We start from the raw sequence: 21,254 nt of genomic DNA on the forward strand, positions 1-21,254 counted from the left end.
GATAAGCATAAAAGCCTATATGCGTCTGTCAGCCGGCTGACTATTTTCAATGCACGGGCAGGGCTTTGATGCCCGGCAGGCGATTGAGCGAATCCAGCAGATGCTTGCTTACCGACAGTTTGTATTTTTTAGAAAAAGCAGGCACGCTGATTTGCTTTTTGGGGTCAAACAAATGCACTTCCATCCATTTGTCGCCGGCGTAATCTTGTGCCAGTTTTTCCAGCTTGGGCAGGGTATCCGGGTCGAAGTTGTCCAAATCAATGAGCAGGCGGATGCCTTTCCATGCCTGATTGCGCAACTCGCTGAGGAATTCCATTTTTTTGGGTCGGAACTCCCATTGGTCTTGGCTGTTGTAGCGCAGGCGCATTTCTCCTTCGATATAAAGCAGCTGACCATTTTCTACATAAGGCATAAACTGTGCATAGTCTTTGCCAAAAAGCGCTATTTGCAGGCTTCCGTGGAAGTCTTCTATGCTGAAAATCATGAAAGGGTTGCCATTTTTGCCCTGCCGGCGGTTCACCTCGGTAACTACGCCCGCAATGCGAATGGGCTCACTGTGCCCATTGTTTTGGGGTTTATACTCTGCCAGCTCGTCCAAGCGCTTGTTGCAAAGGTGTTTTACTTCCAGCTCATACATATCGAGGGGGTGCCCCGACAGATAGAAGCCCACCACTTCTTTTTCTTTTTTTAGCTTATACACGGCGCCCCACGGCTCGCACTGGGGGGCTTTGGGTGGGGGCAGCGCTACATCGCCCTGCATGTCGCCAAAGATAGACTGTTGTGCTTTCAGCTTCTCGGCCTGATAGGCGTTGGCATAGCGCAGCAGCTTTTCTATATAGCTTTGTCCGTCTTCTTCGTGAAAATATTGGCTGCGGTCTAAACCGAAGCAGTCGAAAGCGCCGGCCAGTGCCAAGCCTTCCATGATTTTTTTATTGACCTGTGAAAGGTTGACGCGGCGCACAAAGTCGAAAATATCTTTGAAAGCACCATGCTGACTGCGCTCTTCGATGATGGAACGCACGGCGGCTTCGCCTACGCCCTTGATGGCTGCCAGACCGAAACGAATTTCTTTGTCGTTGACAGCCACAAAGTGCACATCACTTTGATTGACATCGGGACCGAGTACTTCGAGTCCCATGCGGCGGCATTCGGCAAGGAAGAAGTTGATTTTGTCGATGTTGCTCATGTTATGGGTGAGCACCGCCGCCATGTATTCGGCCGGGTAGTTGGCTTTCAAATAGGCCGTTTGGTAGGCTACGACCGAGTAGGCTGCCGAGTGTGAGCGGTTGAAGCCATACTCGGCAAACTTCGCCATGACGTCAAAGATTTCATTGGCTTTTTCTTCGGGTATGTTGTTTTTCTCTTTACAGCCTTTTACAAAGATGGCGCGCTGCTTGTCCATCTCTTCTTTTTTCTTTTTCCCCATGGCGCGCCGCAGCAGGTCGGCACCGCCCAGCGTATAGCCGGCAAGGACCTGCGCCGCCTGCATGATTTGCTCTTGGTAAACCATGATACCGAAGGTGTCGCGCAAGATGGGTTCCAGCAGCGGGTGAGGGTATTCCACCGGCTCTTTGCCATGCTTTCGGCGTATATACACCGGAATAAACTGCAAGGGCCCCGGCCGGTAAAGGGCGTTCATGGCAATGAGGTCTTCTATGTTGGTAGGCTTCAGCTGCCGCAAATACATTTGCATACCTTCCGACTCGAACTGAAAAGTGCCAATGGTTTCGCCATTTTGATAGAGCTCGAAGGTCTTGGGGTCATCCAAGGGAATGTGGTCTATGTCAATGTCTATGCCCTTGTTTTTCTTGATCATGGCAAGGGCATCTTTGATGATGGTAAGGGTCTTGAGCCCGAGAAAGTCCATTTTCAACATCCCGGCATCTTCAATCACCTTGCCATCGAACTGAGTGACCAGCAAGTTGGTATCTTGTGCCGTACAAACGGGGATATAGTCGGTCAGGTCACCGGGGGCAATGATGATGCCGGCAGCATGCACGCCCCGAGAACGCACCGAGCCTTCGAGTACCAACGCTTCGCGCAGTACCTTGGCTTTCAGGTCGTTGCTGTTGTATATTTCTTTCAACTCGGGGGTTTCTTCTATAGCCTTTTGCAGCTTGGTGCCCGGCTTGTCGGGGATGAGCTTTGCCAAAGCATCGGTTTCCTGCAGAGGCAGTTCCAGCACACGCCCTACGTCGCGCACAGCCATTTTGGCGGCCATGGTGCCATAGGTGATGATGTGCGCCACTTGGTTCCATCCATACTTCTCTACCACGTAATCGATGACACGTTGCCGTCCTTCATCGTCGAAGTCCACATCTATATCGGGCATGGATACACGTTCCGGGTTCAGGAATCGTTCGAAAAGCAGGTTGTAACGAATGGGGTCTATATTGGTGATGCCGGTGCAGTAGGCTACTACCGAGCCGGCTGCCGACCCCCGTCCGGGACCTACGGAAACGCCCAATTGGCGGGCCGCAGCTATGAAGTCTTGCACGATGAGGAAATAGCCCGAGAAGCCCATGTTTTGAATGATGTTGAGCTCGTAGTTGATGCGCTCTTCTATCTCGGGGGTAATGGTGCCGTAGCGGCGTTTCGCCCCTTCGAAAGTTAAGTGCCTCAGATACTCGTCCTGGTTTTTGAAACCGGGCGGAATAGGGAAGTGCGGCATCAAGATATCGCGCTTGAGCTGCAGGGTCTCTACCTTGTCATAAATTTCATTGGTGAAGTCGAGCGCTTGCGGCACATCGGCAAAGAGCCGGTTCATTTCGGCTTGGGTCTTAAAATAAAATTCGTTGTTGGGGAAGGCAAAGCGCATGCCCTTACCTTCGCCCTTGGGGTCGCTTTGCTTGGCACCGGTGTTGATACACAGCAAAATATCGTGGGCGTTCCAATCGTCTTGGTCGAGGTAGTGCGAATCATTGGTGGCAATGACCTTGAGATTGTATTTTTTAGCCCACCGCAACAAAGTCTGGTTGATGTCTTCTTGGGAAATGCCCGTGCCATCGATGTTTTCGAGGTGGTGCCGCTGCAGTTCTATATAGAAATCATCGCCAAAAACATCGATCCACCACTTGAGTTTTTCTTCGGCCGCTGCTTCGCCTTGCCGCAGGATAGTCTGCGGAATTTCGGCACCGATACAGCAAGAAGTGGCAATCAGCCCTTTGTGGTATTTTACAATCAACTCTTTGTCTATACGCGGGTATTTCGAGTAGTAGCCTTCAATGAAGCCCAAGGAGCATAACTTTGACAAGTTTTTATAGCCTTCCGCATTTTTGGCCAACAGCAATTGGTGGTAGCGTACATCTTTTTCTTCCCGGGAAAACTGCTTTTTGTGCCGGTCTTCCACCAAGTAAAATTCGCAGCCCACGATGGGCTTTACACCTTGTTTGTGAGCTTCTGCCACAAACTTGAACGCCCCGAACATATTGCCGTGGTCGGTGAGTGCCACGGCTTTCATGCCGTCTTCTTTGGCTTTGCGCATCATGTCTTCGATGCGTGTGGCGCCGTCGAGCAGTGAGAATTGTGTGTGGCAGTGCAAGTGGATAAAAGGGATAATATCGGACATGGCTTACAGCTTGCTTTTGGTGAATACGGGTACTCAGACAATGAAGAGAAAAGTGCCGGCGTAGGGGTAAAGATACTTGGCTTTATAGGAACAGGCAAAAGTACGAAATTTTGAGCTGAAGCGTATTTTTTGAGAGGCACAAAACAAAAAAGCCCCCCGCAGAGCAGAGAGCTTTTTTCCAAAAAATTATGAAAAACCAACTGAAAAATGAAACAGTTGATGCGCTGCTTCTTTTTTAGATTCGTTCTTATTAACGAAGAGCAAGCCGTGAAAGTTTCATGCTTGCAGATTAGGCGACTTTCGTTATCTTAACGAATCAAACGCCAAAAATATTTCATCATGGAGCATACACTTCGCACTTCCCGTATTCGCATAACTGACTGGGGGCAGCAATACCATCATTACATACAGCTTTTAGACGATGACCTGTTGTTGAGCCTGCGCAAGAACCGGGAGGAAGTGAACCGTTTGTTGGGCAACCTGACCGACGAGCAGGCTGCCTATGCCTATGCACCCGGCAAATGGTCTATCAAGGAGGTGCTGGGGCACATCATTGATGCCGAGCGTGTGATGAGCTACAGGGCTATGTGCATTGCCCGTGGCGAAAAGCAAACTTTGCCCGGTTTCGATGAAGACGACTATGTGGCAGAAGCACAGTTTGCGCGCCGTTCTATGCGCTCACTGCTCGATGAATTCAACCATTTGCGCCATGCCAATATGTGTTTGTTTGAAAGCTTCGATGAAACTGTGCTTGCCCGGCGTGGCATAGCCAATGGGGTGGAGGTGAGTGTCTTGGCCCTTTGTGCCGTTGTGGCAGGCCATGCCATCCATCATGTGAACGTACTCAAAGAAAAATATTTACCTGTTATATAACGTTTACAAGAAAACATAATACGGAAGCTCATGAAGAGAATTTTTATCTATTTCTTGTTGGTTTTGGGGCTGTGGTCCATAACAGGGCACTACAGCCAAGCGCAACAGACCAAACCACGCAACGGCGTGGCAGAGCCCAGAGAAGGATTGTATGCCTTTACGCATGCCACCTTGTGGCTCGACTACCGCACCAAGATAGAAGACGCCACGCTCTTGATACGTCAAGGGCGGATCATTGCAGCCGGAAAAAAGGTGTCTGTGCCAAAAGAAGCCGTAGTCATCGACTTGGCAGGCAAGCACGTCTATCCTTCGTTTATTGATTTGTATTCGCACTATGGCATGCCCAAGGTAGAAGAGCGCCCCTGGCGCCGAGGACCGCAGATCGAATCTTCGAAGCAGGGCGCCTATTATTGGAACGAAGCCGTGCGCGCCGAGCAAGAAGCGGCTTCCATGTTTGTAAACAAAGCGAAAGAAGCAGAAGGCCTGAAAAAAGCCGGCTTCGGTGCCGTGCTTACGCACTATCCTGATGGCATTGTGCGTGGCAGCGGGGCTTTGGTCAGCCTGGCAGGGGAAGGCGAAGAGCACCTCTCTATTTTAAAAGAGCGCGCTTCCACGCATTTTGCCTTTCAACGGGGCAGCAGTCAGCAGGATTATCCCACTTCCTTGATGGGCATGGTGGCGCTCATTCGCCAAGTGTACTACGATGCCGACTGGTATGCCAAAAGCCAAGAGCTGAACAAAGAGCACAACCTTACGCTCGAGGCTTTTAACCGCCAGCGCAACCTGCCTGCTATTTTCGAGGTAGAGCACCGCTTGCAGGCTCTGACTGCCGACAAGATAGGCGATGAGTTCGGTGTGCAATATATTATCAAGGGGGCAGGCGATGAATATATGCGCCTGAATGAATTGAAGCAAACCGGGGCTACTTTTATTGTACCGCTCAACTTCCCCAAGCCCTATGACGTGAGCGACCCCGCCGACGCACAGCTGGTAACGCTGGCGCAAATGAAACACTGGGAGTTGGCGCCGTCGAATGCCGCCCGTTTGGCGCAGGCAGGCATTCCTTTTGTTTTCACGGCAGCAGGGCTCGACAAAGCCGAAGACCTCATAGCGCAGGTGCAAAAAGCCATAGAGGCAGGTCTCTCGCCCGAAGAAGCCCTGAAAGCCTTGACTTACCGCCCGGCTCAATTGCTGGGGGTGGAAAACGAGCTGGGCGTTTTGAAGCCCGGCGCCTGGGCTAATTTCCTCATTACTTCAGGGGAAATATTCGACAAAGAAACCACCATTTATGAAAACTGGGTGCAGGGCAAGCGCCATGTGTTGGCAGACATGAGCCTGAAGCCCATTGCCGGCAAGTATGAGCTGGAAATGAACGGCAAGAAGTTAAGCCTGACGGTTAAAGGCAAGCCCCATGCCCCACAAATGAGCCTGCGTGCCGAAGGCGACACCACCGACACCAAAGTCAATGTGCAGCGCCAAGGCGATTTGCTTACACTGTACTTCACCTTGGGAAGTGGCGAGGCAGCCACCTTGTATCGTTTGACCGGATGGATTAAAGACAAAGCGTTGGAAGGGAAAGGGCAAGATGCCGAAGGCAAATGGTTTGAATGGGTAGCCCGTTACCAAGGCGCGGCAGAAGAAAAAGAAGAGAAAAAAGAAGAAAAAGAGAAAAAGGCAGAAGAGGAAGAGAAGAAAGAGCAGGCAGCAGGCGAAGTGATTTATCCTTTTGTAGCCTATGGACGTGCGCAGCTGCCACCACAAGAAACCGTGCTTATCAAAGATGCGGTGGTGTGGACCAACGAAGCCGAAGGCATCATTCAAGAAGGCGACGTGCTGATTCAAAACGGCAAAATAGCTGCCGTAGGCAAGGAGCTGAAAGCCCCTAAAGGTGCCAAAATCATCGATGCAGCGGGCAAACACCTAACGCCCGGTATCATTGATGAGCACTCACACATTGCCTTGTTTAGCGTGAACGAAGCCGGGCAAGCCATCTCGGCGGAAGTGCGCATGGCCGATGCCGTCAATTCCGAAGACGTAAACATTTACCGTCAGTTGGCGGGGGGCGTTACTGCCGCACAGCTGTTGCATGGCTCGGCAAACCCCATAGGTGGGCAGTCAGCCATCATCAAAATGCGTTGGGGCATGGCACCGGCACAAATGTTGATAGAAGGGGCAGACGGCTTCATTAAGTTTGCGCTGGGCGAAAATGTAAAACAAAGCAACTGGGGCGACGATTACCGCATCCGCTATCCTCAAACGCGTATGGGCGTGGAGCAGGTGATGGTCGATGCCTTCACCCGCGCGCTTCAGTATGAAAAAGAAAAAGAAGAAGCAGCCAAGAGCAAAGGCAAAAAAGTGGTACGCACCGACCTGGAGCTGGAAACGCTGCTTGAAATTCTTAATAAAAAGCGTTTTATCACCTGCCATTCTTATGTAGCTTCCGAAATTACCATGCTCATGCGTGTGGCTGAGCGTTTTGGCTTCCGTGTCAATACCTTTACGCACATTCTGGAAGGCTACAAAGTAGCTGACAAGATGAAAGCACACGGTGCCGGGGCTTCTACCTTTGCCGACTGGTGGGCATATAAAAACGAGGTAAAAGATGCCATCCCCTACAATGCCGCCATCATGCACAAAGTAGGTCTGACTGTAGCCATCAATTCCGACGATGCCGAAATGGGGCGCCGCCTGAACCAAGAAGCAGCCAAGGCAGTAAAATACGGGGGCGTGAGTGAAGAAGAAGCCCTGAAAATGGTGACTTTAAACCCTGCCAAGCTCTTGCATCTTGACCACCGCATGGGGAGCATCAAAGTAGGGAAAGACGCCGACTTGGTGATATGGTCAGACCACCCCTTGTCTATTTACGCCAAAGCAGAAAAGACCTTTGTTGATGGGCGCCTGATGTATGACATGGAAGAAGACAAACAACTGCGCGAATTCATTGCAAAAGAGCGTGCACGCTTGATTCAAAAGATGATAGAAGCCAAAAACGGAGGCGCTTCCACCCAAAAAGCAGGGCATCGCCCGCATAAAGACTTCCATTGCGAAGACCTGGAAGAAAACTTCTTGGACTTTTAAACAGGCATATAGCTTCAAGCCTTTGCCAGACCGCCTTGCGAGCATCGTAAGGCGGTTTTGTTTTTTCCTTTTTTAAAAGACGGAAAAAGGTGTTTCCACAGCTGCTTTTTGCGGCAGGAAGTGGACAGTCTTATTTGGCTTTTAGGTAAAAAGCGTGTAGCTTTCTTTTCAAAACAAAACAAAAGGTCATGATAGAATCACGCAACCCATATAACAACGAAGTACTGACAACGTACGAAGCAGAAGATGCCGGGCGCATAGAGCAGAAGATAAACCAAGCCCATGAAGCTTTTCTTGATTGGCGCCGCCGCTCTTTTGACGAGCGTGCCGGGCTGATGCGTAAAGTGGCTGATTTGCTGCGTGAGCGGAAAGAATCCCTGGCGCAACTTATGACAGTTGAAATGGGCAAAGTCCGGCGCGAAGCCATTGCCGAAGTGGAGAAATGTGCCTGGGTATGCGATTATTATGCCACCTATGCCGGGCAGTTCTTGACCGAAGAAGTGGTGCGTACCGACGCCTCTCGCAGTTATGTGCGTTTTGCCCCTTTGGGGGTGGTGTTGGCTGTCATGCCTTGGAACTTCCCTTTTTGGCAGGTATTTCGCTTTGCAGCCCCTTCGCTGATGGCAGGCAATGCCGCTTTGCTCAAGCATGCGTCCAATGTGCCGCAGTGTGCGTTGGCAATAGAAAAACTGTTTGTAGATGCCGGTTTCCCGGAACATATTTTCCAAACGCTGCTCATCGGTGCCGGAGCAGTAGAAGCGGTTATCCGGCATGACAAGGTGCGGGCAGTCACACTTACGGGCAGCGAAGCAGCCGGACGCAAAGTGGCCGCTGTGGCCGGCGAGTGTCTGAAGAAAACAGTGCTGGAGTTGGGCGGGAGCGACCCCTTCATTGTGTTGCCCGATGTGGACATAGAAGCCGTGGCAGCTAAGGCAGTGCAAGCCCGTATGATAAACAACGGACAGTCTTGTATTGCTGCCAAGCGGTTTATTGTTCATGCCGGCATTTATGATTCTTTTGCGGAAGCCTTTGTCGAACATATGCGCAAACTGCGTTTCGGTAAGCCGGAAGACGAGGCCACCGACTATGCAGCCATGGCGCGCCATGACCTGCGCGATGAATTGCATGCCCAGGTGCAAGCGAGCATAAAAGCAGGTGCTACCTGCCTTTTGGGAGGCAAGCCCATGGAGCACCCCGGTGCTTGCTACGAGCCCACCGTGCTGGCCGGCGTACTGCCCGGCATGCCCGCCTTCGATGAAGAGCTGTTCGGACCGGTGGCAGCACTCATCAAAGCTTCTTCTACAGAGGAAGCGCTGCAGCTTGCCAACCGCTCGGCTTATGGTTTGGGCGGCTCTGTATGGACTGCCGACACGCTGAAAGGGGAGCAGCTGGCGCAACAGCTGGAAGTAGGATGCGCCTTTGTGAATGGCATTGTGAAGTCGGACCCGCGCTTGCCTTTTGGGGGCGTGAAGCATTCGGGCTATGGCAGGGAATTGTCTATCTTTGGCATCCGCGAATTCGTGAACATACAAACCCTGTGGATAGCTTGATGAAAAAACCACCTTTTGAACATTACGAAGAGGCAGTGGCTTGGCTTTACGGGCAACTGCCTCTTTTTGAGAAACAAGGCGCCGCTGCTTATAAGCCCGGCTTGGAGCGCATGGAAGCAATGGCGGCGCTGCTGGGGCATCCCGAAGGCCGCTTTCGTGCCATCCACATTGCCGGCACCAATGGCAAAGGCAGTGTGGCGCATTTGTTAGCCAATGCCCTGTATGCAGCAGGTTACAAAACAGCCTTGTTTACATCGCCCCATATCCACCGCTTTGCCGAGAGAATCAGGGTCGATGGCAAAGAAGTGCCTGCTGCCTTTGTGTTGGACTTCGTGAACCGCCACCATGCCTTGGTAGAGCGTTTTCGCCCCACTTTTTTTGAATGGGTCACGCTGATGGCTTTTGATTTTTTTGCCCGGCAAGAAGTAGATGTGGCAGTAGTGGAGGTGGGCATGGGCGGACGCTTGGATGCCACCAATATTTTAATGCCTGAAATGGGCGTAATTACCCGCATAGCTCTCGACCATCAGCAATTTTTGGGCGATACTTTGGCACAAATTGCTGCCGAAAAAGCCGGTATCATCAAAAAAGGAATGCGGGTGGTGATTGGGTGCCGGCAAGCAGAAACCACTGCCGTGTATGAAGAGAAAGCTGCCGGGCAAGCAGCACGCTTGTTGTGGGCAGAAGACAAAGCCGGAGTGGCATGGGGCGCTTTCTTGGCTGACGGAAGGCGCCGGGCAACCATTCAGGACCACACAGCATGTTTCGATATTGAAACCCCGCTGACAGCCGCTTATCAGGCAGACAATTTGTTGACCGCCTGGGTGACTTTCAAAGAGTGGATGACCACGGAAGGGCGCAATGAAGAAGCCCAAGCCGCTTTTCGCAAGGGGGCGTGTTTGTCTGTTTTTCGTCTGAAAGGGCGTTGGCAGCGCTTGCGTACACAAGCCCTTGTTTTTGCAGATGCCGCACATAATGAAGAAGGCATACGGGCGTTGTGCCGCCAGATTGAACAGATGCGGCCTGCACATTGCCGTTGGGTCATAGGATTGGCTGCCGATAAGAACTTGCCACTTTTGGCTTCTTGCTTGCCTGCGGCAAAGTCTTCTTACTACTGCTGCGCTGCCCGGTCGCCACGCGCATTAGCGGCAACACAGCTGGCAGCCGAATTGCAAAAACAGGCTTTAGAGGCGCGTGCCTATACTTCGGTGAACGAGGCTTTGCAAGCTGCCATGCACGACTACCAAGAAGGCGAACTGATAGTGGTGGCAGGCAGTCATTTTATTTTGGCAGAGCTGCCCGAAGCACTTTTTGAGTGAAAGCAAGGAAGGCAGCAAGCACACTCTACTAATTGGGTGCGCTTGCCGCTCTTGTTTGAATTACATGTCTTGTACAACCTCAAGCACTTGCCGTATATACGCTTCACTAAAATCGAAGCGTATGCCTGCTGTGGCGTATATGTCTGCAATAGAGCGTGTATATCCCAGTTTCAAGGCACTCATATAGTCTTGGAGCGCTCGCTTCCGGTCTGCTTGATAGTTCTTCCATAGAGCGAGAGCACCCAGCTGGGCAATGCCGTATTCTATGTAATAGAAAGGCACTTCGTAGATATGCAACTGCTTTTGCCAGAAGTAATCATGATATTCTTCGAGGTCGTGCCAGTCGGTGAGGTGGTCATGAAAGCGGGTGTATATGTCGTGCCATGCTTTACGCCGCTGTTCATGATTGTGTTTGGGGTGCGTGTAAAGCCAATGTTGGAAGGCATCGATGCAGGCCACCCACGGAAGCGTTTCTATTATTTCTTGTTTTTGGAAGGCGTAGGCACGCTCTAAGTCTTCTTTTTGGGGCAAATACACATCCCATGCAGGCATGGTGATGAGCTCCATGCTCATGGAAGCAAGCTCTGCCACTTCGGAAGGCACTTCTTTAAAGGCAGCCAAGGGGAGGTCTGCCATCAAAATAGAATGCACGGCATGCCCCATTTCATGAAGCAAGGTGGTCACGTCGCGCAGGTTGCCACTGGCATTCATGAAAATAAAGGGCAAGTTCGAGACCGGCAAAGGGTAGTTATAGCCCCCCGGGGCTTTATTCTTCCGGGAAGAGAGGTCCAAGTGACCGGCTTCCCGGAGGCGTTCCAGACATTCGGCAAAGAAAGGATGGGTTTGTTCCAGGCAGGCTTTGGTCTTTTCTATCAAGTCCTTTTCGTCGCTAAACGGATGCAAGGGAGGGCGCCCCAGCGGGTCGGCTTTCCAGTCCCAGGGTTTGAGCTTGCTTACACCCATTTGCTGTTGGCGTTCGGCGGCCAAGGCATCGAGCAGGGGAACAGCATGGCGTGCCACGGCTTCGTGGAACTGCAGACAATCGCCGGGCGTGTAATCGAAACGGCACAGCTCATCCCAGATATAATCCCTGTAGTTGGCATAACCGGCTTGGGTAGCTATCTGATGCCGCAGCGCCAGCAGTTCGTCCAGCAGTTCGTCCAGCTCTTTGCGATCTTTCAGGCGCCTTTCGGCTATCTTTACATAGGCTTCTTCCCGCTTGTTCCGGTTGGGGTCAAAAAGCAGGTCTTGCGCTTGCTGCAGGGTCAATTCTTTGCCGTCGATGTGCACGGTCATGCTGCCGGCTATTTTGCCATATTCCTGTTGCAGTACCTGCACTCTTGTAATAAGCGGAATGTTTTTTTCCTGAAAGAGGTCTATTTGCTTACGCAGGCGTCTGATATAAATGTCGTAAGCCGGTTCTTCTTTTAACCGGTTGATAAAAGGCGATTCGAAAGCCTTGCGGTTGAGCTTTTGTGTGTATTGCAAGCTGACGGGTTGAATTTCTTCCACAAATTGCTCAAATGCCTGCTTGGCTTCTTGGTCGGCGGTGTTGCAGGTGTAACGGATATAAAGCCAGCCCATGGCTTCGGCCAGTTGGGCTTCCAGCTCGTTGCGGTCGCTGAACCAGCGCTTCAGTGCTTCGAGGCTCTCTATGGGGCGCCGCAGCAGGTCTTCATAGTAAGGAATGATGCTTTCGGCAGAGCGCGTATCTATGTTGTCCACAAACTGAGCCATGTTATGATATGTTTGAACGTTTGTTTATTGAAAGTTGATTTCCGTGTTGTCGCCTATGTTCAGGCTTTGGCGCAGCCCTTTGAGGGCGCTGTCGTTGCCTATGATGGAGTCGTGTAAAACCACATAATCGAGGTGGCTGAAGGAGCCAATGATGGAGTTGGATATGATGGATGACTGCACTATGGCGTCATTTCCGATGGCTACGTTGGGGCCGATGATGGAATTGCTGATTTTACAGTTCTCGCCAATACTAACCGGCGGAATGATGATGGTATTGGGAAAGTGCGGAAGGTCGGTTTTATACTTGCTTTGGTTCAACAAGATGGCATTGGCTTCGAGAATGGTCTCTTTCTTTCCGCAGTCATACCAATGGCGCACGGGCAGGGCGTAAATCTCTTCGCCTTTTTCTATCATGCGCTGCAGGGCATCGGTCAGGTGGTACTCACCGCGGTTTTTGAGCTGATTCTCTATCAAATACTGGATACACTCGAAAAGCAACGGCAGGTTTTTGAGCTTATAAATACCGACCAGCGCCAGGTTGGATTTCGGTATTTTGGGTTTTTCTTCCAAGCGCAAAATGCGCCCGTTGGCATCGGTTTCGGCAATGCCGAACAGCCCCGGCTGCGATACTTTTTTAACACCTACCGCCGAGGTGCGCATGCTCAACAGCGCTTTCCAGTTCAGGTGTGCGATGGTATCGCCCAAAACAACCAATATTTGCTCTTCCTGAATGAGCAGGTCTTTGGCAACCCAAAGCGCATGTGCCAGCCCTTCCCGTGGTTCCTGCACCACGAAAGTCATATTGAGCTTGCCTTCATAGCTTTCACGAATAAACAGCTCTATTTTGTCGCCCAGGTAGCCGATAATGAATACAAAGTCCTGCAAGCCCTCTTCCAGCAGGCTGTCTATAATGTGCCCCAGCAGGGGTTTGCCGGCTACCGGCACCAAAGACTTGGGTTGCGTGTGGGTGTGTGGACGAAGCCGCGAGCCTATGCCCGCTACCGGTATGACTACTTTCATAGTTTTCCTAAAAATGACAAACAACAGGCAATATAATAACTATTATCATGCATTTGACGAAATGCCGGCAAACATAACACCTTTGTTTTGTATTCTGTGTTCATATTGTATAAAAAAAACTTAACTTTGTACTATTCTTAAAGAGTTTTTGTGTAGTGTAGTTACTTAAAAAGTGTAAGTCTGTGGAAACCAAACCTTATAAACCGGAAAACCATGTACGCCTGGTAACAGCGGCTTCCCTTTTCGACGGGCACGATGCCGCCATCAACCTGATGCGCCGTATTATGCAGGCATCGGGCGCCGAAGTGATTCACCTGGGACACAACCGCTCGGTGCAGGAAATCGTGGAGTGTGCCATTCAGGAAGATGTGCAAGGCATTGCCGTTACCTCTTATCAAGGGGGGCACATGGAGTTCTTTCAGTATATGTATGATTTGCTGAAGGAGCGGGAGGTGAATATTAAAATATTTGGAGGCGGTGGGGGGACCATCTTGCCTTCCGAGATAGAAGAACTGCACCGCTACGGCATTACGCGCATCTATCATCCCGACGACGGGCGGGCCATGGGCTTGCAGGGCATGATCAACGATGTGCTCAAAAAAGCCGACTTCCCCACTTATATTCCCAAAGCCAAGCGCCAACGGTTGGCAGCTGCCGGTGCCGATGACACCGAAGAGCATGACCCTTCGGCACGTTTTCAAGACCTGCAATATTTGGTGGAAAATGTAGAGACCAAAGACTCGCGCGTGATTGCCCGCCTGATTACCGTGGCTGAAAATGCCCCCGAAGATTACAGCGAGATACAAGAAACCATCCGGCAGAAGGCGGCTCAAAAGAAAATCCCCGTTTTGGGTATTACGGGCACGGGCGGTGCCGGTAAGTCTTCGCTGGTCGATGAGTTGGTGCGCCGCTATTTACTCGACTTCGAAGAGCACACCATTGCTATCATTTCCGTGGACCCCTCGAAGAAGAAAAGCGGCGGTGCTTTGTTGGGCGACCGTATCCGTATGAATTCCATCCACAACCCGCGCGTATATATGCGCTCAATGGCTACCCGCCAAGCCAACCTTGCTTTGAGCCAGCATGTGCAGCATGCCATCGACATATGCAAGGCGGCGGGCTACGATTTGGTGATTGTAGAAACCTCAGGGATTGGGCAGTCCGACACCGAAATTGTGGACCATTCGGACGTCTCTTTGTATGTGATGACTGCCGAATATGGGGCAGCCACGCAGCTCGAAAAAATAGATATGCTCGAGTTTGCCGATGTGATTGCCATCAATAAATTCGACAAGCGCGGCTCGCTCGATGCCCTGCGCGACGTGCGCAAGCAATACAAGCGCAACCACATGCTTTTTGATGTGCCCGATGAGGAATTGCCCATTTACGGCACCATCGCTTCGCAGTTCAACGACCCCGGCACCAACGTGTTGTACCGCAAGCTGATGGATAAAATTGTAGAAAAAACCGGTGCCGAACATTTGCGCTCCGACTTCGAGATTACCGAAGGCATGTCGAAAAAGGTCTATATCATACCGCCCGACCGGGTGCGTTACCTTGCCGAAATATGCGAGACCAGCGAGCGCTACGACCGCTTTGTGCAAGAGCAGTCGGAGATAGCCCGCCGTATGTATCAGCTCAAAGGTACCATTGAGCAGTTGCGTGCCAACATAGGCAAGAAGGTGATAGAGGTAGAAGAAAACGAGGGCGTGGTGCAGGCAATACAATACGAGCAGGGCGAGCCCGAATACCTCAAAGACCTCATTGAAATGTACCGGGAGCTGGAAGAGAAGCTGGACCCCGAGTGCAAGCGTCTGTTGCAAGAGTGGCCCGAAATGGTGAAGCGTTACCAAGCAGACAAATACCAGTTCCGGGTGCGCGACAAAGTCATAGAGCAAGACCTTTATACTACTTCGCTTTCGGGTACGCGCATTCCTAAGGTGGCTTTGCCCAAATACAAAGACTGGGGCGATATTTTGAAATGGCTGCTTACTGAAAATGCCCCCGGTTTCTTCCCCTATGCGGCGGGAGTGTTCCCATTGAAGCGTACCGGTGAGCTGCCTACCCGTATGTTTGCCGGCGAGGGCGGTCCCGAGCGCACCAACAAACGCTTCCATTTTCTGTGTGAAGGCATGCCGGCTCATCGCCTGTCAACCGCTTTCGACAGTGTGACCCTTTATGGCGAAGACCCGGACTACCGCCCCGATATTTATGGGAAAATAGGCAACTCGGGCGTGAGTGTGGCCACCCTGGACGACGCCAAGAAGCTCTATTCCGGCTTCAACCTGGCAGACCCCAAAACGTCCGTCTCGATGACCATCAACGGACCGGCTCCCATGATGCTGGCTTTCTTCATGAACACCGCCATCGACCAGCAGTGCGAACTTTACATCAAGCAGCATGGCTTGGAAGAAGAAGTGCAGCGCAAAATCGATGAGATTTACCGCCAAAAAGGCGTGCCGCGTCCCTATTACAACGGCGAGTTGCCGCATGGACACAATGGCTTGGGCTTGATGCTGCTGGGCGTGACCGGCGATGAAGTGCTGCCGCGTGAAGTATATGAAAAAATTAAAGCGGACACGCTCTCGAAAGTGCGTGGTACCGTGCAAGCCGATATCTTGAAAGAAGATCAGGCGCAAAATACCTGCATTTTCTCTACCGAGTTTGCCCTGCGCATGATGGGCGACATACAGCAATACTTTATCGATCACCGGGTGCGCAATTTTTACTCGGTGTCCATCAGTGGGTACCATATTGCCGAGGCGGGCGCCAACCCCATTACGCAGCTGGCGCTGACCTTGTCGAATGCCTTCACCTATGTGGAGTATTACCTGAGCCGCGGCATGCACATCGACGACTTTGCGCCCAATTTGTCTTTCTTCTTTTCGAACGGCATGGACCCCGAATATTCGGTGCTGGGGCGTGTGGCACGGCGCATCTGGGCAAAAGCCATCAAATATAAGTACGGCGGCAATGAGCGCAGCCAAAAGCTGAAATACCATATTCAGACCTCGGGGCGTTCGTTGCACGCACAAGAAATCGCTTTCAACGACATACGCACCACCCTGCAGGCGCTCTATGCCATTTATGACAACTGCAACTCGCTGCATACCAACGCTTATGATGAGGCGATTACGACGCCTACCGAAGAAAGTGTGCGCCGCGCAGTGGCTATTCAGTTGATTATCAACCTTGAATTGGGCTTGGCTAAGAATGAAAACCCGCTGCAGGGCTCTTTCATCATAGAGCAGCTTACCGACTTGGTAGAGCAAGCCGTATTGAAGGAGTTCATGTCTATTTCGGAACGTGGGGGCGTGCTGGGCGCCATGGAGCGCATGTATCAGCGTGCCAAGATACAAGATGAGTCCATGTATTACGAAATGAAGAAACACAGCGGCGAGTTGCCCATCGTGGGCGTGAACACTTTCCTTGACCCCGAAGGCTCACCTACCGATATACCCGAAAAGGTGGTGCGGGCAAGTAAAGAAGAGAAAGAGTTTGCCATTAACAGCCTGCGTGCTTTCCAAGAGCGCAACAAAGAAGCGGCACCAAAGGCATTGAAAATGCTGCAAGAAACAGCCGTGGAAAACCGCAACGTTTTCGAGGCGCTTATGGAAGCAGCCAAGGTGTGTTCCTTAGGACAAATGACCCACGCACTCTATGAAGTAGGGGGGCAGTATCGTCGCAACATGTAACGACAAAAGAAGAAAAGCACCGGGGGCAAAAGACAAATATTCTTGCTCCCGGCTTTTTAAAAAAAGCATCTCCGGTTTGGTATTGAGTGGAATAGGTTGTATATTTGCGACCCTGTAATGGTCTAAAAAAACGAAACGAACATGTACGCAATCATTGAAGTAGCGGGACAGCAATTCAAAGTAGAAAAAGACCGTTATATCTACGTGCACCGCTTGCCCAACGCAGAGGGCGAGGAATTGACTATAGACAAGGTGTTGCTCGTAGATGATAACGGCGCTGTGTCCGTAGGTGCCCCCATAGTAGAAGGCGCCCAGGTAAAAGCCAAAGTATTGGAACACTTGAAAGGCGAAAAAATCATCGTCTTCAAGAAAAAGCGTCGTAAAGGCTACAGACGCAAAAACGGTCATCGTCAGTACTTGACGAAACTGCAGATTGTAGATATTGTAAAATAATTTTAAAACGAAAGAATTATGGCTCACAAGAAAGGTGTCGGTAGTTCGAAGAACGGTCGTGAATCAGAAAGCAAACGCTTGGGTGTGAAAATATATGGTGGTCAATTTGCGAAGGCGGGCAACATCATTGTTCGTCAGCGTGGCACCAAGCATCACCCGGGGCAAAATGTAGGCATGGGTAAAGACCATACCCTGTTTGCATTGGTTGACGGCATCGTGCGCTTCAAGCGCAAAGGCTTCGACAAGAAGTCTTATGTGTATGTAGAACCTGTTTCTAAGGATGCCAACTAAGCCAAGTAGCTTGAAGGCACAATATTAGTAGTAAAGCCGCCTCCACAGGCGGCTTTTTTTATTTCTACCGGGTGAAGGTGATAAAAAAAAATTCTCTTCAACTTTTGAATTTAGTTTTGCGTAAAAGAGTGAAAAACAAAAAATCAATTTTGTGCATTCCTTCTCCGGAAAGGCATTGAAATTAAAGCGGCAGCAGGAGTAAAAACTTGTTTTTTTGCCGTAAACAGATAAAATATAACATCTGGTTGGTACGTGTGTTTACCATTTTGTTTTGAATCTTTTTTCTTTTTGTAAAGAAACGGTTGTTTTTAATTTTGCTTTTTTAATACTGTGTTAAAATTTCGTTTGGATTTATTTTATAAAACAAATGGTTTTTTAAACAAAAACTTGTTTTATATTTGCATCCAAGAACGCAAACATACATGCATTATGGCTGATAAAAAGGAAAAAACCCGCTACTCTCCCGAGGAATTGAAGGAGTTCGAAGAGCTGATTTTGCAAAAACTGCGTCAGGCAGAGGCTGAATTGGAAGAGCTGAAGCGTTCGATGATGAAATTGGACGACGCAGGCACCAGCGATACCGAGGGGGGGAATCTCAACCTGCTGGAAGATGGCGCCGATACGCTCGAAAAGGAGAGCATCAACCAGTTGGCAGCACGCCAGCAGAAATTTATCAATCAGTTGAGGATGGCTTTGGTGCGCATTAAAAACGGCACTTATGGTATCTGTGTTGATACAGGCAAGCTTATTCCCAAAGAGCGCCTGCGCATTGTGCCGCATACGCAACACTCCATTGAAGCCAAATTGAACAAAGATTAACAACAACGCTTATTAAGTTTGTACCTTGTCAATACATGGAAGCCGCTGTGTATTTCCTGCCACAAAGGAAAACAGCGGCTTTTGCTTTTGTGTTTTTTCCTTTATTTTGCTTTCTCATTCAAAGCCGCTGAGTCTATGGACTTCTTGCAGAACCATATAGAAGCACTTATTTTTTGTGCCCCTTCGCCCATTACCGAAGAAGAAATACGGCAATGCATGACAGAAATGTTTGATGCCGACATAGAGTTGAGGGTAATAGAAGAAACACTACAGCGCATCATAGAAAAATACGAAGCCGACATTTATCCTTTTGGGGTTTACAAAAGTGGAGGTGGCTATCAATTCCTGACCAAGCCCGCTTATCAGGCCTCCATCAGCATTTTGTTGAAGCAGCAATCAAAAAAACGCCTTTCCAAGTCGGCTCTGGAGACCTTGGCCATCATTGCCTACCGGCAGCCCGTAACCAAAGGCGAAATAGAGCAAATCAGAGGGGTGAACTGTGACTATGCCATTCAAAAGCTTTTGGAAAAAGAGTTGATTGTTATCAAAGGCAAAGCTGATACCGTAGGGCGTCCCTTGCTTTACGGCACCAGTGACAAATTTATGGACTACTTCGGCATCAACAGCCTCAAAGACCTGCCCCAACCTAAAGACTTGAAGGCAGAAGAAGGCGAAGGCTTGGAAATAGGCAAAGAGCAAGACGACTAAACGGAAAAGTATTTGTTTTTTTCACGATAAAAAGTGAAGGCGGGTATTCGTCCGCCTTTTTATTTTGAGAGTGTAAGCTAAAAATAGATGAGATTTATTTTTTTGAAGCTTTTCTTTTTTGTCATTTCGGGCGCATACGAGAAATCTATTTTGTTGCATGGCGTGATGAGAGCTCTCACTACGCTTACGCTCCGTTCGAAATGACAAGTCACGTTTCACACCGTGAGAGCTGAAAGAGTGGAGTTGATATAATTGGGAAAATTATCTTTGAATGACGGTTCCTTTATTTAAGACCTCTTTGGGCTGTTGCTCTTCTGCCGGTATGATGGATGAGGATAAGGCTGAAAACAAAGCGACGCTTACTGCCATGGGACCCAGTTTCATCAGGGTGATTTTAAATGCAGGTAAGCCCGCATTTAAGATACTTTCGATGATTACGATGATTACATGAGGATGTTCGGCACTTGCAAGCGTCCATTCGCCTACAGATGGTGGCACAAATAAAAGATAAAGTGCTTGTGCAGCAAGAAACAGCGTCAAATGGCTGCTGTTGATAAGATAACGGTTTAGCGTCATACGTTCTTTACTTCGTTCCTTTCTTTTGACCAAAAGAGTAAGCACCCATATAGATAAGAAGCAGGCAAGTGGCGATAGTATGCCGGTAGCCAAGCTGTTGGCTACACCTTTAAGGGAAGCGGGTAATAGGTGATCGCTAAGCAGCATGAACCCTCCGTAAAAAAGGAAGAGAAATGCCATGCCGTGAAGAACGCTTAGGGTGAACATCGACAGCAGGTGCTTCCGGGGAGCCTGTACAAGGGCAATTTCTTGGGACGGCACCAGCCATGAAAGCAGCAGTTTTTCGGTTCGTAAGAGTATAAAAGTCACGGCTGCCATATCTATGAGCCAAGCCCATGAATCGCTGAGAGCCGCTACTATGTTAATGAATGTACCAACGCCGGATATGAGCACTGCCCCAAAAAGCGAATAAGCAGAAACGGGGGTGAAAGGGTACTTCCGGGCATGTTTAGCTGTATGGTTTAAAAGCGCATAAGCCGGCGCAAACGAAAGCCAGAAAGAAGGCAGGCGATATACTATCCGGTCTATAAATCCGGTAAGAGGGTAGGAAGCTTGTGTTTTTGTGTATGTAATGCCGCTAAATAAGGTTTGATACAATATGGCAAGCACACTGATACAGGTCAATGGAAGACACAACAGCAGTATGCTATCCATTACTTCGACGCTCAACCAAAGCTTAAATAGGCTACCCTTGTATAGCCTGCTAAAATACAAGACACTCAAAAGCAGCAGCAAAGCGGCATTTATCTTTCCATTGCTGAAAACAATTTCTTGTATATGTTTAAGTGTTTGTATTGCAGTATGTTGTGGGGGATTGCGCTTCTGTAGAGTTGGTGACGTTTTTGTTTTCTTCGGTGCTTTTGCTTTCAACTTCAGTAGCCGGCACCATTCGAGGGCGGAAGGACGTTTGTCCGGCTCGAAGAGACAGCTGTCGAATACCCACTCAAAAGTTTTGGCTATTGCCGGCGGATAGAGCGTAAACAGTCGTTGGTGGGTAGGCGGTATCACCTCGAAGAAGTCTTTGCGTGAGCCATTGGGATACAAGCCGTGCCGGATGAGTTCTTCATAGGTGGTGAGCTTGTCGTAAGGCGGCTTGAGTGTACCGGTGAAAGGATGAATGCCCACAAGAAAACGATAGAGGATAACAGCCAGGCTGAAGCGGTCCCAGCCTTCATTTTTGAAGTCGCCCACTTCCATGTCTTTGCTTTCGGGCGGGGCATATTCCGGCGTGACTGCCATGGAAGGGAAGTGTCCTTCCTTTGTGTGTATTTGTATGCTGTCGAGGTCTGCAATGGAAATGAGACCGTTGGGCAATACAAAGATATTGACGGGTTTGAGGTCGCCGATGACATATCCTTTTTGATGCAAGGCATGCACGGCCGCACAGATATTGAATGCTGTGCGCAGGCGGTAGTATGCCACCATGGGGTGGGAGAAGTAAAACTTTCTCCACGCATGCTCCTGAAATTCGGGATAGTGTTCGAAGTCTTGTGAACAGAGGTATTCGAGCTCGACGCCTTCGGCTTTGGGCATGAGGAATCCGGTGAATTGTCCCTGTTCGTTGAAG

At 50.0% G+C, this 21,254-nt stretch carries 13 protein-coding genes; 9 read left to right on the forward strand and 4 right to left on the reverse strand.

Annotated features, from left to right (window positions below):
• Positions 1 to 46 precede the first annotated feature (46 nt).
• Positions 47 to 3,568 carry a DNA polymerase III subunit alpha gene (gene dnaE, locus K384_RS11230; protein WP_038032449.1) on the reverse strand — a complete coding sequence of 1,174 codons (3,522 nt, stop codon included), beginning with the start codon at positions 3,566 to 3,568 and terminating at the stop codon, positions 47 to 49.
• A gap of 339 nt (positions 3,569 to 3,907) precedes the next feature.
• Between dnaE and K384_RS11235 the strand changes: the two genes are divergently transcribed.
• The 4 genes from K384_RS11235 (at position 3,908) to K384_RS11250 (ending at position 10,388) form a co-directional block, all read left to right on the forward strand.
• The gene (locus K384_RS11235; protein WP_051633356.1) at positions 3,908 to 4,441 is read left to right on the forward strand and encodes a DinB family protein; all 534 of its coding nucleotides are present in this window, start codon (positions 3,908 to 3,910) and stop codon (positions 4,439 to 4,441) included.
• A gap of 30 nt (positions 4,442 to 4,471) precedes the next feature.
• Entirely contained in the window at positions 4,472 to 7,519 is a 3,048-nt protein-coding gene (locus K384_RS11240; RefSeq protein WP_038032452.1) for an amidohydrolase family protein, read from the forward strand.
• A 188-nt stretch (positions 7,520 to 7,707) separates the two neighbouring features.
• Complete coding sequence (locus K384_RS11245; protein WP_038032455.1) at positions 7,708 to 9,069, forward strand: NAD-dependent succinate-semialdehyde dehydrogenase; 1,362 nt, start codon at positions 7,708 to 7,710, stop codon at positions 9,067 to 9,069.
• Positions 9,069 to 10,388, forward strand: coding sequence for a bifunctional folylpolyglutamate synthase/dihydrofolate synthase (locus K384_RS11250; protein WP_038032457.1), 1,320 nt, complete (start codon positions 9,069 to 9,071; stop codon positions 10,386 to 10,388). Before K384_RS11245 ends, K384_RS11250 begins: the two co-directional genes overlap by 1 nt.
• Positions 10,389 to 10,448: 60 nt before the next feature.
• Here the strand turns inward: K384_RS11250 and K384_RS11255 are convergent, their stop codons facing one another.
• The gene (locus K384_RS11255; protein ID WP_038032459.1) at positions 10,449 to 12,125 is read right to left on the reverse strand and encodes a M3 family oligoendopeptidase; all 1,677 of its coding nucleotides are present in this window, start codon (positions 12,123 to 12,125) and stop codon (positions 10,449 to 10,451) included.
• 24 nt (positions 12,126 to 12,149) lie between these two features.
• Positions 12,150 to 13,145 carry a sugar phosphate nucleotidyltransferase gene (locus K384_RS11260; protein WP_038032461.1) on the reverse strand — a complete coding sequence of 332 codons (996 nt, stop codon included), beginning with the start codon at positions 13,143 to 13,145 and terminating at the stop codon, positions 12,150 to 12,152.
• A gap of 182 nt (positions 13,146 to 13,327) precedes the next feature.
• Between K384_RS11260 and K384_RS11265 the strand changes: the two genes are divergently transcribed.
• The 5 genes from K384_RS11265 (at position 13,328) to scpB (ending at position 19,111) form a co-directional block, all read left to right on the forward strand.
• Positions 13,328 to 16,840 (forward strand): methylmalonyl-CoA mutase family protein, encoded by a 3,513-nt coding sequence (locus K384_RS11265; protein WP_038032463.1) that lies wholly within the window; start codon positions 13,328 to 13,330, stop codon positions 16,838 to 16,840.
• 141 nt (positions 16,841 to 16,981) lie between these two features.
• The gene (gene rplU, locus K384_RS11270) at positions 16,982 to 17,293 is read left to right on the forward strand and encodes a 50S ribosomal protein L21 (protein WP_038032465.1); all 312 of its coding nucleotides are present in this window, start codon (positions 16,982 to 16,984) and stop codon (positions 17,291 to 17,293) included.
• 18 nt (positions 17,294 to 17,311) lie between these two features.
• Positions 17,312 to 17,584 carry a 50S ribosomal protein L27 gene (gene rpmA / locus K384_RS11275; protein WP_038032466.1) on the forward strand — a complete coding sequence of 91 codons (273 nt, stop codon included), beginning with the start codon at positions 17,312 to 17,314 and terminating at the stop codon, positions 17,582 to 17,584.
• A 429-nt stretch (positions 17,585 to 18,013) separates the two neighbouring features.
• Positions 18,014 to 18,403 carry a TraR/DksA family transcriptional regulator gene (locus tag K384_RS11280; RefSeq protein WP_038032477.1) on the forward strand — a complete coding sequence of 130 codons (390 nt, stop codon included), beginning with the start codon at positions 18,014 to 18,016 and terminating at the stop codon, positions 18,401 to 18,403.
• A 135-nt stretch (positions 18,404 to 18,538) separates the two neighbouring features.
• Positions 18,539 to 19,111 (forward strand): SMC-Scp complex subunit ScpB, encoded by a 573-nt coding sequence (scpB, locus tag K384_RS11285; RefSeq protein WP_038032479.1) that lies wholly within the window; start codon positions 18,539 to 18,541, stop codon positions 19,109 to 19,111.
• Positions 19,112 to 19,372: 261 nt separating this feature from the next.
• Here the strand turns inward: scpB and K384_RS11290 are convergent.
• Positions 19,373 to 21,254: protein kinase domain-containing protein (locus K384_RS11290; RefSeq protein ID WP_211245250.1), on the reverse strand; the 1,882-nt coding region annotated here is incomplete at its 5' end.

The sequence above is a fragment of the Thermonema rossianum DSM 10300 genome, from assembly GCF_000426825.1.
In the GTDB taxonomy this organism is placed as follows: domain Bacteria; phylum Bacteroidota; class Bacteroidia; order Cytophagales; family Thermonemataceae; genus Thermonema; species Thermonema rossianum.